This is a genomic window from Vibrio nigripulchritudo (assembly GCF_027924785.1).
Classification (GTDB): domain Bacteria; phylum Pseudomonadota; class Gammaproteobacteria; order Enterobacterales; family Vibrionaceae; genus Vibrio; species Vibrio nigripulchritudo.
This window is the reverse complement of record NZ_AP027049.1, coordinates 132890-148662: the sequence shown is the minus strand read 5'-3', so window position 1 is coordinate 148662 and position 15773 is coordinate 132890. Positions and strand designations below refer to the sequence as shown.

Sequence of the window (15773 nt, the reverse complement as noted above, 5' to 3'; positions counted from 1 at the left end):
GGCATTTCCTTACTCAGACGGGTTTAAATACCGCTGAGCTAACATCAGTGCAGTAATACTGCGGGCTTCACAAAAATCCAGATGGGTCAGCAGCTCATCGGCTTGCTGCAGAGGCCACCGAACCAACTCTAAAGGCTCAGGCTCATCCCCTTCCAGTGATTCAGGATACAAATCTCGCGCCAGAAAAAGCGTCATCTTACTTGAGAAGTAAGACGGTGCGAGCACCACCTGTTTGAGCGGTGTCAGTTCTTTTGCGCCGTATCCAATTTCTTCTTTTAATTCTCGGTTTGCTGCTTCGTCTGGAGTTTCCCCCGGGTCTACCAAACCTTTCGGGAACCCCAACTCGTAGCGCTCGGTACCTGCGGCATACTCGCGTACTAACAGCAAATCACCCTGTTCAGTCACTGGCACTATCATTACAGCTGAGCGACCGCTGGGTTTCATTCTTTCATAGACGCGCTCTTCCCCATTAGAGAAACGTAAGTCGAGCGACTCTATAGTAAACAGTTTAGATTGGGCGACCGTTTTTGTAGCCAAAATTTGTGGCTTTTTTTCTTCTGCCATAACTTTCCCTTAAGATTCGACCCAACTTTTTAACACGACCAATATATCATCAAAAAAACCGTTCTGTTGAGCTTTCAAGATTGATTTTTGTTCGTATTGAGACATTTAGTTTTCTAAGGCAGGGAGTTACGGCTCAGTGAGACTGAGCCGTTCGAGATATCAAAGACGTCCAGAGTATTGGAATGGGTACTGACCTTGATTGTTTGGATTGCCCAGCCAGTTTAGCTGGCTAGACATTGAAGGGGGAAATTCTGCACCGGGTTTAAACCAAGCTGTCACATTGTACTGTTGGTTTGGAGACAAGTTTGCATCAAAGGCACTGGTCACCTGTGCATGTTTCTGCTCACCTTTTGCAGTAAGCGTATTGTCTTCACAGACGATGTCTGATGTCACTTCACCAAGTACCAGTTCACCCAAAGGGGTGCCTAACTTGCCACCGTTCCATGCCAAGTTTCCGGTTGCGCTCTGACACCATGGCTGACCGTACTGAAAGTCTTTAATCGCCAGTTCCAGTTGCCCTTGAACATCCACAGGTGCCGGAACCTGAGCAAACCTCAATACGTTTTCAGCAGGCATAGACGCAAAAATATTCTCGCCATACAGACCACCAAAACCAAAGCCAACTGCTCCTTTGCCGTGAAGTTGAAGCTCACTGCCTCGCCCAAAACGAACTAAAAATTCGGCTTTTCCGCTAACCAGAGCAGAAGGCTGAAAATTCCAGCTTAGCTGACCAAAGTTCTGCCCCTGCCAAGCTACGTTGGAAGCCTGACCACGCCATACGGACCCGGTTAAATGACCAAGCTCTAAGCCTCGAACTTTCGGAGCATACTGATAAACAAATGACACTGGCATGTGCACAACCAGGCTAACAATAAGCACTAGAACAAATACAGACACATACCCTAAAAAACGCTTCAAGTTAACTGCCTCTTTTTAGTTGTAATCGGTTGACTTCAACCTGCCCGGTCACCTCTGTGCGGGTAATATCCAGAAACTCTACATCAATACCGTGCTGTTCACGCAAATCCGCCAACCAAGAGACTAATTGATTAAAAGGTACAGGCTGAACCCAGACCTGAAGGCTGTCGCTACGCGGCTGCATACGAATCAGTTCGATACGATAACGCCTGGTGGTGGATGACACCACCTGATTAAGTGGCTGACCAGATACATTCGCACTGCTACCAGAAGCCCCTCTTAGGGAAGTAATGGTATTTGCACTGTTGGTTACCCAGTCCAGAAGCTGCTTTTCTGTGGTGATTCGTGCTTGCGCGGCGTCGGCTCGTTCATTAAGCGGTACGATCCCACCCCAATAAATGATAAACGCCGTAAACAAAACAGCACATCCACCCATCAGGCGTTGCTCGCGTTGTGATATCGACTGCCACCATGCGGTCACTCTATTCATGGTTTTCTCCTTATCACGTAACTGCCAAACACTTCTGTACCGCTACGGTTCAACTGCCCCTGCTCGACATCAAACAGCTGTGCAAGTTCTGCACGCGCCGATTCAAAGGTTTGGAAGTCTTTGCTTTTTGCCTGAATTCGAATTTCGTCACGAGAGCCATCATACTTCACGCTTAGTACGTCGATCGCGCCATTTTTCTTCAACGCTTCAGGAAGCTTTGAAAGCCAAATTAACATCGACTCGTCACTGCCACCGCCAGATAATCTTGCTTCTTCATTGCGCATCTGGCGCTTGAGGTAACTCACGGTTGGAATTTTGCGTTTGTCTGGGAACACTTCTCGGAAAATGCGTTCACTTTCGGCTCGATATTGCGCTGCCTGAGCTTCAAACGCATTCACTTGCAGTACGTTTTGCGTTGTCAGGACAACCAGAAGTAAAACCGCAGCGACCGCGGCTTTCTGCCAGACTTTCCAGTATTTGGTCAGAGAAGAAGACGGTTTGAATGTTCCCGTCAGCAGGTTAGCTTTCGAAGCAATCGCTCCCTGTGTCAGCAATGACATCACTAACTCTGCTTTACCATTCTGCCAACGCCCCGGAAGCGACTCATGGTTCTGAGGCAATGGCGTAAAGGTGGCAACACGCTTCTCTACAGCGTCTGACTGCTCTTCGCTTTCGCTCTCTTCAGTGTGCAGTTGGAACACTTCTGCCGGAAGCAAACTTAACCAATCAGACTGAACGGAGAAGCCTGAGTATTGCTCTTGACGAAATACCCATTGACCGTCAATTTCAAGCGCACTGATTTCATCTTTCTGCCATGGCATAGCTAAACAGTCAGGCAACACCTGACGCACGTTTATCTGATGCGCTTTTAGCTCATCCAGTAACGTTTCCAAAAATCCGCTGTCGACGGCAGCTACGTCGGCTTTTGCACCACGTTTGTTCAGCACAGTAAAATGCAGATCATCCACATCCTGCGCGACATCGTCTTCAACCAAAAACGGCAGCATGGTATTGAGCTGACGTGCTCCACCCGCTGGAATGTCTACCTCTTTAAGCAGCACATCGCTACTTGCTAGCAACACAATGGTTGGGCGTTGATGAGCATAAGATGCGATCTCGCCTAACTGGTTGCGATGACTTAATTCACCGCTGGCGATCACCTCTTGCTGACCTGGAGACCACACCAGCCACTGTATTGGGGCGTCTGCCTGACTACTTATTCTTACGGTCAGAAACTCGCTCACTGATTCCTCCAAAACTACGACGTACAACCGTCGCTTGTTTTCTGTCCTTACTGTAGAGCAGGCTTCGTATCCTGACCCTTGATTCATCGACCATGACCTGAGCGTCCAGCTCAAAGTATCGACTGTCGACTGCAATGTACGCCTGAGCTTCCTTACGCACTTTTTCTTCGATTCCGCTGATGATGGGTTCAGACATGAAACTTTCGACACTGTCCCAACCATCAAACTTACGATTCGCAATCAGATCTTTGGCGTTGCTGTTACTCAAATGCGGCTGAAATAAGGCAGCCAAAATATCTGCTTGGTCTTCTGAAATCGTATTTACATTCAGTTTCCACTCGTTGGTTGGCAACGCACATATTAGTGGCGTTAGCTTCTCCATAATCGGAGCGGTCACTTGCTGAATTGCTCTCAATTCAGAGCGATCCGCAATAAATCCATTTGCCGTCAGATACGCGGGCTGAAAACCTTCATAAGTACTGTCTTCAGCACCGTAACTGGTTAACACACTGGCGTCATTATCGACGAAATCCCAGGTCGAATCCGCGATCACTTCGGCGGTGTAAGGCTCAATATCCTGCTGTTCGATCAGGTTCTGCCATACTCTGACAAGAAATGGCTTCTGCGTAGACTCCACCTTGGCTTTTACACTGGTTAACACGTTTAAATTGAAGCAAGCCTGCATATCCAGCAGCTTGCCCTTTGCTGTGCCGTAATCCAAAGGATACGTCTGTTCTTTAAGTGCCCAGGGCTGGCTTAAATTAATGGTCTCGTTGTCTTTATAACTCTGTTCGATACCCACTTTTGCCAGTGCTTCGACCCCTAAGCTATACCAGTATGCCTGCTGGTGATTCACCTGATTCCCAGCTCGATGGAAATTGATAAACAGGCGTTCTGACATGGTCGCAGCGATAGCGGTCATGACTGCCAGTAGCAGTAGAACCACGATCAAAGCCACACCAGATTGAGAAAAGCGTTTAGCCATTGTTGCTTCCCTCTTGACCCGAGCCGCCTTCCTGGTTATTTCCCTCTTGTGGGGTCGTCACCGTCAGTTCACCACCTGGCGTCAGATAAACGCGCTCAATGTCACCGTAATCTTTCAAAGTAAGAGTGATGGCAATGGCGGCAGGCAACGCCTTGGGCTTTGTCCACTCTTCTTTCCATTCACCGTTTTCGTAAAACGTGACTGTAAAACTTTCTACATCACTCAGAATTGGTCGAGTTAACGGCTCTTGCCCTGATGGTGTATCGGAATAACGCCACCAGACTCTTTCTAAGTTTTCCTCTCTGATGCGATACCCAACTTTGGTCACGTCTCCACGCGGGAATACGTTTTGTGGGTTTTGCCATCCTAACCGACTAAACACTATTCCTTTGTCATCCGACTCCAAAATATAGTCGCCGTAACTCAATAATGTTTGTGAAGGGGCTTCGCCATTAGTTCGCATCTGGCGTAACGCCATCTGGCGGAAATCATTATCCATCCAAATCAAAGCGCGCTGCATGGTTTGTAAGCGCTCGGTCTTCTCCAGTGACTGAGCATTGCTCAGCTGGACCTGATTCACGACCTGATAAGCGGCGATGCTCAGGCTGGCGAATACGGCGATAGCCACCAGCACTTCAATGAGCGTAAAACCTGACACTTTACGGAGATGCATAACTTCTCACCGTAACAATGGAGCTTTTATGCTCCGAATCACGAGAAACTGACACATCAAAAGCGCTGATAACGCTATTGTCGGTCGGCACAGGCTTTACTAACCAATACCAGGTTTGCCCGGCCAGTTCCTCTTTGCCTTTCAGCTCTTTCTTAGGTGCTTTGCCAAGCAGCACTTTTGCCATTTGGTTGTCAGCAACCATCGAAGCAAACATCTTCTCTTCTAAAAAACTCAGCGTATTAATGTGCTGACTCACAGCACGAACCACGCTGATTGCAGCGGTAGCGAAAATAGCCAATGCCACCAACACTTCGATTAACGTCATCCCGCGAGAACGGCGGGCATTTCGCCTATTCATCTTCATCGCGTTCTCCGGGCTTCAATAGGTTAATCAAACCATTATCGGCAGTTTTAATTCGCCAGCCGTCACGAAATTCATCGCCGACGTTAGGAAAGAAAGACACCTGAAAAGGGGTTATTTCACCGCTAGACAGCACCATTACCTGAGGCGGTGGCGACTGCTTTTTCTTCTCTTCATCGGCAAACATTTCTTCATCAAACAGACTGCCGGGTTCGAAGAGGCGGTCATCATCTCCCCACTCATCGCTACCCAATTGCAGGCGAATGGCAAACTCCGCTTCTAATTCTGATTCAGAGTAATACCGATTCTCTTCCATGTTTTGCCAGCCTTCTTCACTGAGCTCCACAAATCGGTATTGTCCTTTGTCTTCATTGAACCGGACGCCATAATCTTTACCGTTTAACATGGCGTCTTCGTTCAGCAGTTGTAAGCGTTGCATAAAGCGCTGAGCATGCTCTTTTAGCCGATCATCACTGGAGGAAGGCAATGTGGTAATCACCGCAACCGCACTCAGTGACAACAGCACGAGCACCAGCATGATTTCTATCAGCGTAAACCCAGACTGCTTTTTCATACGCGTATGCTTACAACTTCAACCCGCAAGGATTTACTGGAAGTCCTGCATGTTCCAGTTACCGATGTCAGCCTGCACACCTTCACCGCCTTCCTGACCATCCGCACCAAGTGTGAACACGTCGATAGTGCCATTGTCACCAGGGCTCAGGTATTGGTATTCATTGCCCCAAGGGTCTTTTGGAAGACGCTTAATGTAACCGCCATCACGGTAGTTACGAGGCTCTGGGCTAGCGGAAGGTTTAGAAACCAACGCATCCAGACCTTGGTCGGTGGACGGGTACACACTGTTGTCCAGCTTGTACATATCCAGCGCATTTTCTAACGCCACAATATCGGTAATCGCTTTTTGTTGATCCGCTGTTTCTTTGTTACCCAAAAGGTTAGGCACAACGAAGCTCGCTAAGATCCCCAAAATAACCACAACAACCATGACTTCAAGAAGCGTAAAACCTGACTGCTTCTTACTCTTTTTGTTATACATATTTCCTCCGAAACGCACGCTGGTTACCAACATGCAAAGTTACATTCCGATATTCAATCTGCATAGATGCAGTTTCAATTCTTTGAATATCTTAACAAGCTAAAACAACAATCTTTTTTGCGATGTGAGCTTGTCGCTCACATCGAGGCTATATTACTTAATCGAGACTAAGTTACTTAACCGAAACTAAGTTACTTGCCCGAAACCAAGTTATTCAGTTCGAGCAGTGGCATCAAGGTTGCGACCACGATAAACAGCACGATTCCGGCCATACAGACAATAAGCAATGGTTCAAAGATACCCAAAGCCATGTTGACCAAAGATTCAAAATCCCGGTCCTGGTTGTCTGCCGCTCGGGTCAGCATTTGTTCCAGTTCGCCACTTTGCTCACCACTGGCAATCATATGCAACATCATTGGTGGAAAAAGGCGAGTCTGCTCTAGAGATTTTCTTAAGCTCGCCCCTTCACGAACGCGATCCGCAGCCAACAGAACCTGTTCTTTTACGAACTGATTACTCATTACATCAGCGGCAACCTTCATACCATCAAGCAGTGGAATAGCACTGGATGTACAGATTGAAAGTGTTCGGGCAAAACGGGACGTATTCAGACCGCGGGCAACTTTACCAATGACAGGTAAACCCAGTATCCAGCGATCCCATTTAAGACGGAAAGACGGCTTGCGAAGTGCTGCCTGGAACAGAACGATACCAACCAGAATCACCACCAGCAAAACGGCGCCCCAGTTCTGGACGAAGTTACTGGCAAGTAATAGAAATTCGGTAGACGCAGGAAGCGTTTGCCCCATCTGAACAAACTGATCCACGATCTTGGGTACCACTGTCGCCAGCAAGAATGCCACAACTGAAATAGCAATCAGCGTCAGCATTACCGGGTACACCATAGCCTGCTGCATTTTAGAGCGCATTTTCTGGCGATTTTCGGCGTAATCCGCCAGTCGGTCTAAGACTTTATCTAAGTGACCAGATTTTTCACCAGCAGCCACCATGGCACAGAACAAGTCATCGAACACATGTGGGTAATCCCCGAAACTCTCTGCCAGGGTATAACCCTCAACGACTCGGGAACGTACTGCAACCAGCATGGTTCGAATACGAGCTTTTTCCGTCTGTTCAGCAACCGCACGGATACACTCTTCCAGCGGCATACCAGCCTGAACCAGAGTGGATAACTGGCGAGTCAACAAAGCCAGATCGTTGGTACTGATGCCGCGCTTGAAAGACAAACCAGCGGAAGAGGCTTTGGCTTCTTTGGCTTTAGTTTCAATCACTTCGACAGGTATCAGCCCTTGCTCTTTAAGCTTCTGACGAACCTGACGTGCGTTATCCCCTTCGATGACACCTTTTTTCTGTTTGCCTTTGGCATCCAGAGCTTTGTATTCAAATGCTGCCATTACGCTTCCTTGGTCACTCGCATGACCTCTTCAAGCGTGGTAACGCCTTCCCTTACTTTAGTCAGACCATCATCACGAATACTTGGCGTAGTGCTTCGAACGTGTTTGTCGATCGCCTGTTCGCCAGCTTCGCTATGAATCAGTTCCTGGACATCTTCATCGACAATCAGCAATTCATGAATACCCGTTCGACCTCGGTAACCCTTGAAGTTACACGCTTCACAACCACACGCTTTATATAACGTCAGCGGTTGGTCTTCGGTCAGATTGAACAGTTTCTTCTGTTCTTTGTCGGCTTCATAAGGCTGTTTACAATCCGGGCACAAGGTACGCACCAGACGTTGCGCAAGCACACCCAGTAAAGAAGAGGATATTAGGAAAGGCTCGATTCCCATGTCACGAAGACGCGTGATTGCACCCACAGCGGTATTGGTGTGTAAGGTAGACATCACCAAGTGACCGGTTAAGGACGCCTGAACGGCAATTTGCGCGGTTTCTAAGTCACGGATCTCACCAACCATTACCACATCTGGGTCCTGACGAAGAATCGCACGTAACCCTCGGGCAAAGGTCATGTCCACTTTCGGGTTAACCTGAGTTTGCCCGATACCGTCAATATCGAATTCAATCGGATCTTCAACCGTCAGAATATTGCTTTCTGTGCTGTTGAGCTCCTGAAGCCCTGCGTACAAGGTGGTGGATTTACCAGAACCAGTAGGACCGGTAACCAAGATAATACCGTGTGGGCGTTTGATCAGCGTTTGAAAGCCATCGTGATTGCGCGGCGTCATGCCAAGGCTGTGTAAATCCAATCGAGTGGCGTTTTTGTCCAGAAGACGCATTACCACTCGCTCACCGTGCGATGACGGCATGGTGGAAACACGGACATCGACCGCTCGACCACCAATTCTCAGAGAGATACGACCATCCTGCGGGACGCGCTTTTCTGCGATATCCAGCTTCGCCATAACTTTTACACGAGATACGAGTAGCGGAGCCAGTTTGCGGCTTGGTGCGAGAACTTCACGCAAAACACCATCCACACGGAAACGAATAGAAAGGGATTTCTCGAAGGTCTCGATATGAATATCCGACGCCCCTTCTTTGATCGCTTCACCCAGCATGGCGTTGATCAGTTTGATAATCGGTGCATCGTCTTCCGATTCCAGAAGGTCTTCGTTTTGCGGCAGTTCTTCTGCAAGAGAGAAGAAGTCGTCATTATCGGCACCGATGTCTTCCATCAACTGACGCGCTTCCGAGGAATCGCGCTGATACAGCTCGGTCAGTTTGCTTTCGAAATCTTCCGCTTTAAGCGCTACAGGTGTGAAAGAATTACGCACCACTCGGCGCACTTCAGTTAACACTTCCAGAGCCAACGGCTCTACGTAATAGAGGCTTGGCAATCCGTCTGGCTGAGCGGCGACTTCCATCGCCACTTTATGTCGGTTAGCGAAGGCAAAGGGCAGTCGCACAAAGCCTTCAGAAACGACCAGCGTATCCGCCATTATTTCGCCTCCAACTGCTCGATGAACGCTCTAAGCTCTTCAGGATGACGAATGTCTTCTCCGTACTTAGGAAGTACAGGAACAAATTCATCACTCAGTAGTTTCAGACCTTCTTCCGCTTTAAGCAGTTGCTCGGCGCGAATGTAGTTGTACTTGCGCTGGCTGATGCCGTCTGCTGTAACGCCATCTCGAATGATGGTTGGCTTGATGAAGACCATCAGGTTTTTCTTTTCAACCTGTGTACTGGTCGACTTGAACAAGTGACCAAGGACTGGGATGTCACCAAGTAGCGGAACTTTCGCTTCACTTTCCAAAGCACGCTCGTCGATAAGACCGCCTAGAACCAGCATCTGACCATCTTGGATCATTACCGAGGTGTTGAGCTGACGCTTAGCAAATCGAACATCTACCGCACCGTTTGCACCGAGTACGTTAGACACTTCTTGTTCGATGGTTAGCTGAACTGAGTCGCCTTCGTTAATTTGAGGGACAACTTTCAGCTTGATACCCACTTCTTTACGTTCAACGGTACTGAATGGGTTGTCATTGTTTGAACCGGCCGCAGAGCCTGTCAAAACAGGGACTTCTTCACCAACGATAAACGATGCTTCACCGTTATCCATTACCGTAATGCTTGGTGATGAAAGAATGTTGGAGCTGGTATCACTAGCCACTGCGCTAACAAGAGCAGTCCAGTCACCTGCCATCAGGCTAAGTGCCGCACCGTTTACCCCACCCAATGCTTTTGCAAGCGTTGAATAATCACCTTTGGTGGTGGTTTCTTCGTAGTATTTGATGGCACCCGTATCGCTGTCACGAATCGTTTTTTTCTCTGTGGTGTCTTTGGCTTCTTCCAAGCCCACCATTACGCTGCCAATGGATGCGCCGGAGTTTGAGTACTGAATGACCGCACCTGTGTTTAGGTTACCCCATTGAACACCCAGGTTCGCGCCATCGCCTTCTGCCAACTCAACGATCATAGCTTCAATAAGTACTTGAGCGCGGCGAATATCCAATTGAGCAATAACATCTTCTATCGCACGCATGATGTCTGGCGGCGCAGTCACGACCAATGCATTGGTACCAGGGTGCGCAGAAATCATGACTTCATTTCGGCTTTTCGCTGATGCAGCGCCCTGAGCGCCACCTTGTTTCTCAGCTTGCAGATTATCAGACACACCTTTCAGTACATCGACCAAGTCTTCTGCTTTGGCATATTTCAGATAAACGACGCGGTTGTTGCCTTTGGTTGCCATTTCGACATCCAATTGCATGATCAACTTACGCAGACGCTTACGTACCTGCGGATCGCCTGAAATAAGGATGGAGTTGGTACGCTCATCCGCGACCAGTTTTGGTTCGAGAAACGCGGGAGTGTTTTTCTGTGCTGTTGATTTGTTCAACGCTTCAACAATTCGTACCATTTCTGCCGCTGAGGCATTTTTCAGCTCAACGACTTCAATTTCTTTGTCACCGGCACGGTCAACGCGCTCAATAATTTCTGCCAGGCGGTTAACCACAGCCGCACGTCCAGTGATCAAAATGATGTTCGCTGGATCGTAGTGAACGACGTTACCCGCACCTGCATTGTCATTCAGTTGACGAAGCAATGGGGACAGCTCTCTCACTGATACATTTCGTACCGCTACCACTCGCGTGATTACCGCATCGCCCTGTACACGTGTTTCATCCCCAACTACAGGAATGGCTGCCGTTTTGGCATCTTTATCACGGACAATTTTCAGGACACCGTTTTCCATTTCCACTGCTGCGAAGCCGTACACTTCCAAAACGTTAAGGAAAAAGTGGTAGTACTGCTCTTCATTCAGCACATCGTAGCTGCGGACATCAATTTTTCCGCGGATGGCTGGGTCGACGATGATGGTCTTTTCAAGATTGCGTCCAACAATATTGATGAACTCTTTGATGTCGGTCCCTTTGAAACTGGCACTAAACTCGTTTGCCACCAAAGCTGGTGACCAAGCGAGGCTACCAGCCAGCAACCAGGTTCCTTTGTTTAACCACTGTTTCACGTGATTCTCCCACTTATATCCTGACGCGTTCCAGCGCCAGTCTTAAAACTCAATAAAGATTTCGTGCCTCTGACCGTCACGCTCGACCGTCAGGTTCAATTCCGTCATATCAGATATGGTCTGCCACACTTTGCCCATCGCAGATGGGTCGCTCAAGTCAGCACCGTTCAATTGTGTAGCAATGTCACCATCTTTTAGGCCCACGGCATCAAACAGTTCTCTCTGGCTGCCGGGTCCCACACGATAGCCGACAATATTTCCGTCTCGGCGAACTTGTGACAAACGGATATATTGCATAATTTGCTGTGGATTTTGCGAAATTTCGCGTCGAATTTGCTCAATTTCGTTCACATCAGGCAAATCGCCAACATTTGAATCAGGTGGTGGTGGAGCCAGTGGCTGACTTTCCTGTGCCAACTTGCTGTATTCGACACCTTCAAGCATCAAAGTTTCATCTTGACCCTGATTATCGATAATAACGCGATCCACTAGCACATTTTTCAACGAAGCTCTTGTTCCTTCGATTTGCTCACCAATACCGTAAGTTTGCTGCTGACCACGGTTAGCAATGACGGCAAGGCTGCTTTCTTCAACCGAACTTGCCACCACGCCAACCAGCACTAAACTCAAGCGCGTTTTAGGTGCGTCTTTTACTACTGGTTTTGGTTTGGGTTTCGCGGCGGGTTTGTCGGAATAGCGACCAAAAAGATGGGCATCGAGCAGTGAAGCAACAGCATCGCCAGAATTCGCATTACTCGAACCCTGACCAGGCTGAGTAATCACCGCGTTTGGAGACCAGCGCGCTACTTCAGAGTCTTGTGGAATCAGCTGCCAGCTAAGTTGCCCGAGAATCCAGGCAGAAATGGCGATCAGTAATAATGTCACCCAAGCGCTCAACTTTCCCTGCTGCTTTACAGCAAGCGCAAGAAAAGCACTGAACTTCTGATCCAATTGATATTTTTGCACCAACGACGATGACATGTATCATGCGCTCCCTGTATTAAAACTTCAGAAATGGTTAGGCAGTCTGATAAATAAAAGCCAAAGCCTACACAAAGGTTTGCACATTGTCATATAAATTGATTGTTACCAAATATCGTTCTTATAAAGATTAGCAACAATTCACAATAACAGGTTCCAGACTGCTTACGTTTCATCCCATTTTAGGTTGAAAACCCCCGTTATCGTCACCATTGTGTAAATCATTAGTTAAGTCAATCATTAGAGGCGTGAATTTACTATGAGTTCAAATACTGCCACAGTCCGGCTCGATAAGTGGCTCTGGGCAGCCCGTTTCTACAAAACGCGATCCATAGCACGGAATATGGTTGATGGCGGCAAAGTCCATTATAATGGGCAACGCTCAAAGCCGAGCAAGATTGTAGAGCTTGGTGCTACGATCGTTTTGAGACAGGGGCATGAAGAAAAAACGGTAGTGATTGAGAAGATTTCCGATCAACGCCGTGGCGCTCCAGAAGCTCAGACGCTATACCGCGAAACTGAAGAGAGCATTCTAAAGCGTGAAGAAAACACGCAGAAGAGAAAGCTTAACGCACTTTATAGTCCAAGCCCGGAAAGACGCCCGGACAAAAAACAGCGTCGTGACATTATTAAGTTTAAGAATCAATAAATGCTGGAGCTCCACGCATGTCAAACAACCTTTTGAATCGCTACCTATTTGAAGACCTTTCGGTACGTGGCGAGTTGGTACAACTGGACGAAACCTACCAACAGATCATTTCAAGCAAGGAATACCCAGCACCGGTACAAAACCTGTTGGGTGAGCTACTCGTCGCCACGACTCTGCTTACCGCAACACTGAAATTTGAAGGCTCTATTACCCTTCAGCTTCAGGGCGATGGTCCTGTGTCTCTGGCGGTAATTAATGGCGATCATGATCAGAAAGTTCGTGGTGTCGCACGTTGGGATGGTGACATAGCAGAAGATGCAACCCTTCATCAGCTAATGGGTAAAGGTCACTTAGTGATTACCATTGCACCTAAACAAGGCGAACGCTATCAAGGTGTAGTTGGTCTGGAAGGTGAAACATTGTCTGAAGTGCTTGAAGCTTACTTTGAACGTTCCGAGCAACTTCAGACTCGTTTGTGGTTCCGCCTGGGTGAATTTGAAGGCAAGCCGCATGCAGCAGGTATGCTTCTTCAGATCATGCCAGACGGCACAGGCACACCTGACGACTTCGAGCACCTTGAGCAACTGACCAACACGGTTAAAAATGAAGAGCTGTTCAGCCTGCCTGCAAACGAAGTGCTGTATCGCTTATACAATCAGGAAAAGGTGCAATTGTTTGAGCCCCAACCTGTTGAATTCCATTGTGGTTGTTCACGAGAGCGAAGTGGTGCTGCCATCATTACAGTTTCCCGAGATGAAATTAATGACATTTTGGCGACAGAAGGATCCGTTTCTTTACATTGTGATTACTGCGGCACGAATTATTCGTTCGACGAATCACAAGTATCTGAGCTCTATGAGCAAGCCAGTAATGGAAACGACACCATTCATTAATTGATTATTTTTCACACTTTAATAAGCGTCAAAAATATCACTAGAAAGCCGACAATATGTCGGCTTTTTTTATGCTTTTTCGCTACTAAAACACGCATTTATATCACCGTACGCTATACTTATTTTTGTCAAATTAATAATTCTTTTGATCTAGCGCAAAGGATTGCGCGAGCGATAAAATAGCCCTACCAAATCTGTGACAAGAGCAAAAAAACCTCACTCACCTCGGGGATAATATATGATTAAAAGACCTGATTTGAGTTTGCTCAAAGTTGCTAAATTGGTGAGCACAAAACTATAAATAATTACAAAATCCCTACAATTTATACCCTACAAGGAGCACCTATGACCGTTATGGAACATACAAAGGCTGCACACATTGATCTTACCCAACACGGAATCACTGGCGTGACTGAGGTTTTACGTAACCCTAGTTATGAGCAGTTGTTCGAAGAAGAAACTCGCCCAGAGCTGGAAGGCTACGAAAAAGGCACCGTCACCGAGCTTGGTGCTGTTGCTGTAGACACTGGTATTTTTACTGGTCGCTCCCCTAAGGATAAGTACATCGTTAAGGACGACACCACCAAGGACACTCTGTGGTGGTCTGATCAAGGTAAAAACGATAACAAACCCATTAATCAGGAAGTGTGGACAGAATTGCGTGATCTGGTGACCAACCAGCTTTCAGGAAAACGTCTGTTCGTCATCGATGGTTTCTGTGGTGCAAACCCAGACACTCGCCTGAGTGTTCGCATCATCACAGAAGTCGCATGGCAGGCTCACTTCGTGAAAAACATGTTTATCCGCCCGACAGAAGAAGAATTAGCAACGTTCGAACCTGACTTTGTTGTCATGAACGGTGCAAAAGTGACCAACCCTAACTGGGAAGCCCAAGGTCTCAATTCAGAAAACTTCATTGCCTTTAACCTAACTGAGCGCGTCCAGATCATTGGCGGCACTTGGTACGGTGGCGAAATGAAGAAAGGCATGTTTGCCGTTATGAACTACTTGCTGCCTCTGAAAGGCATTGCATCCATGCACTGTAGTGCCAATGTCGGTGAAGACGGCGATGTCGCTGTATTCTTCGGCTTGTCTGGCACAGGTAAAACGACACTTTCAACCGACCCTAAACGCCAGTTGATTGGTGATGATGAGCACGGTTGGGATGACGATGGCATCTTTAACTTCGAAGGCGGTTGCTACGCGAAGACCATTCGCCTGTCTAAAGAAGCGGAACCCGACATCTACAATGCCATCCGCCGCGATGCACTGCTAGAGAATGTTACCGTTCGCGCTGATGGCTCTATCGACTTTGAAGACGGTTCGAAAACCGAGAACACCCGAGTTTCTTACCCTATCCATCACATCGAAAACATCGTAAAACCAGTATCGAAAGCGGGTCACGCTCAGAAAGTGATCTTCCTGACAGCTGATGCGTTTGGTGTGCTACCTCCGGTATCGAAACTGACACCAGAGCAGACTAAGTACCACTTCCTGTCTGGCTTTACCGCCAAACTGGCAGGTACTGAGCGTGGCATTACTGAGCCAACACCTACGTTTTCAGCGGCATTTGGCGCAGCCTTCCTGACGCTACACCCAACGCAGTACGCAGAAGTACTGGTAAAACGTATGGAAGCAGCAGGCGCGGAAGCTTACCTGGTCAATACCGGTTGGAATGGTACAGGCAAGCGTATCTCCATTCAGGATACCCGTGGCATCATCGACGCGATTCTGGATGGTTCGATTGACCATGCTGATACCAAAGTGATTCCAGTGTTCAACCTGGAAGTTCCGACGGCACTTCACGGAGTGGATCCTGAAATCCTTGACCCTCGTGATACCTACACAGACCCACTACAGTGGGACAGCAAGGCAACTGATTTAGCACAACGCTTCATCAATAACTTTGCTCAGTACACGGATAACGACGAGGGCAAGTCTCTGGTTGCAGCAGGTCCACAGCTTGATTAAACCGGATTGAGTTATCAAATCCATTACCAAGCCC

At 47.9% G+C, this 15773-nt stretch carries 16 protein-coding genes; 3 read left to right on the top strand and 13 right to left on the bottom strand.

Annotation, left to right across the window (positions count from 1 at the left end):
* Positions 1 to 9: 9 nt before the first annotated feature.
* From nudE to gspC, 13 genes are all read right to left on the bottom strand, one after another.
* Positions 10 to 564, bottom strand: coding sequence for an ADP compounds hydrolase NudE (nudE, locus tag QMG91_RS00700; protein ID WP_022591507.1), 555 nt, complete (start codon positions 562 to 564; stop codon positions 10 to 12).
* A 159-nt stretch (positions 565 to 723) separates the two neighbouring features.
* Positions 724 to 1482, bottom strand: coding sequence for a type II secretion system protein N (locus QMG91_RS00695; RefSeq protein ID WP_022591508.1), 759 nt, complete (start codon positions 1480 to 1482; stop codon positions 724 to 726).
* A gap of 1 nt (position 1483) precedes the next feature.
* On the bottom strand, positions 1484 to 1972 hold the full coding sequence (locus tag QMG91_RS00690) for a type II secretion system protein M (protein WP_022611993.1): 489 nt from the start codon (positions 1970 to 1972) through the stop codon (positions 1484 to 1486).
* The gene (gspL, locus tag QMG91_RS00685; RefSeq protein WP_223095262.1) at positions 1969 to 3216 is read right to left on the bottom strand and encodes a type II secretion system protein GspL; all 1248 of its coding nucleotides are present in this window, start codon (positions 3214 to 3216) and stop codon (positions 1969 to 1971) included. The genes QMG91_RS00690 and gspL overlap by 4 nt, the downstream gene beginning before the upstream one ends.
* On the bottom strand, positions 3185 to 4201 hold the full coding sequence (gspK, locus tag QMG91_RS00680; RefSeq protein WP_200766488.1) for a type II secretion system minor pseudopilin GspK: 1017 nt from the start codon (positions 4199 to 4201) through the stop codon (positions 3185 to 3187). The genes gspL and gspK overlap by 32 nt, the downstream gene beginning before the upstream one ends.
* The gene (gspJ, locus tag QMG91_RS00675) at positions 4194 to 4874 is read right to left on the bottom strand and encodes a type II secretion system minor pseudopilin GspJ (RefSeq protein WP_022551832.1); all 681 of its coding nucleotides are present in this window, start codon (positions 4872 to 4874) and stop codon (positions 4194 to 4196) included. Before gspJ ends, gspK begins: the two co-directional genes overlap by 8 nt.
* Positions 4861 to 5238 carry a type II secretion system minor pseudopilin GspI gene (gene gspI / locus QMG91_RS00670; RefSeq protein ID WP_004404500.1) on the bottom strand — a complete coding sequence of 126 codons (378 nt, stop codon included), beginning with the start codon at positions 5236 to 5238 and terminating at the stop codon, positions 4861 to 4863. The genes gspJ and gspI overlap by 14 nt, the downstream gene beginning before the upstream one ends.
* On the bottom strand, positions 5225 to 5809 hold the full coding sequence (gene gspH, locus QMG91_RS00665) for a type II secretion system minor pseudopilin GspH (protein WP_004404499.1): 585 nt from the start codon (positions 5807 to 5809) through the stop codon (positions 5225 to 5227). Before gspH ends, gspI begins: the two co-directional genes overlap by 14 nt.
* 33 nt (positions 5810 to 5842) lie before the next feature.
* The gene (gene gspG / locus QMG91_RS00660; RefSeq protein ID WP_022551835.1) at positions 5843 to 6292 is read right to left on the bottom strand and encodes a type II secretion system major pseudopilin GspG; all 450 of its coding nucleotides are present in this window, start codon (positions 6290 to 6292) and stop codon (positions 5843 to 5845) included.
* A 191-nt stretch (positions 6293 to 6483) separates the two neighbouring features.
* A complete protein-coding gene (gene gspF, locus QMG91_RS00655; protein ID WP_004404497.1) occupies positions 6484 to 7707 on the bottom strand; it encodes a type II secretion system inner membrane protein GspF in 1224 nt (407 codons plus the stop codon).
* Positions 7707 to 9212 carry a type II secretion system ATPase GspE gene (gene gspE / locus QMG91_RS00650; RefSeq protein ID WP_022551836.1) on the bottom strand — a complete coding sequence of 502 codons (1506 nt, stop codon included), beginning with the start codon at positions 9210 to 9212 and terminating at the stop codon, positions 7707 to 7709. The genes gspF and gspE overlap by 1 nt, the downstream gene beginning before the upstream one ends.
* On the bottom strand, positions 9212 to 11245 hold the full coding sequence (gspD, locus tag QMG91_RS00645; RefSeq protein WP_281828205.1) for a type II secretion system secretin GspD: 2034 nt from the start codon (positions 11243 to 11245) through the stop codon (positions 9212 to 9214). The genes gspE and gspD overlap by 1 nt, the downstream gene beginning before the upstream one ends.
* A gap of 42 nt (positions 11246 to 11287) precedes the next feature.
* Positions 11288 to 12226 carry a type II secretion system protein GspC gene (gene gspC, locus QMG91_RS00640; protein WP_281828203.1) on the bottom strand — a complete coding sequence of 313 codons (939 nt, stop codon included), beginning with the start codon at positions 12224 to 12226 and terminating at the stop codon, positions 11288 to 11290.
* Between the two features lie 259 nt (positions 12227 to 12485).
* On the opposite strand from gspC, the gene hslR reads away from it, so the two are divergent.
* The 3 genes from hslR (at position 12486) to pckA (ending at position 15739) form a co-directional block, all read left to right on the top strand.
* Positions 12486 to 12875: a ribosome-associated heat shock protein Hsp15 gene (gene hslR, locus QMG91_RS00635; RefSeq protein WP_004404486.1), complete on the top strand. Its 390-nt coding sequence runs from the start codon at positions 12486 to 12488 to the stop codon at positions 12873 to 12875.
* 17 nt (positions 12876 to 12892) lie between these two features.
* Positions 12893 to 13768: an Hsp33 family molecular chaperone HslO gene (gene hslO, locus QMG91_RS00630; protein WP_004404484.1), complete on the top strand. Its 876-nt coding sequence runs from the start codon at positions 12893 to 12895 to the stop codon at positions 13766 to 13768.
* Between the two features lie 345 nt (positions 13769 to 14113).
* Positions 14114 to 15739, top strand: a complete 1626-nt coding sequence (gene pckA / locus QMG91_RS00625) for a phosphoenolpyruvate carboxykinase (ATP) (protein ID WP_004404482.1) — start codon at positions 14114 to 14116, stop codon at positions 15737 to 15739.
* The last annotated feature ends 34 nt before the right edge of the window (positions 15740 to 15773 follow it).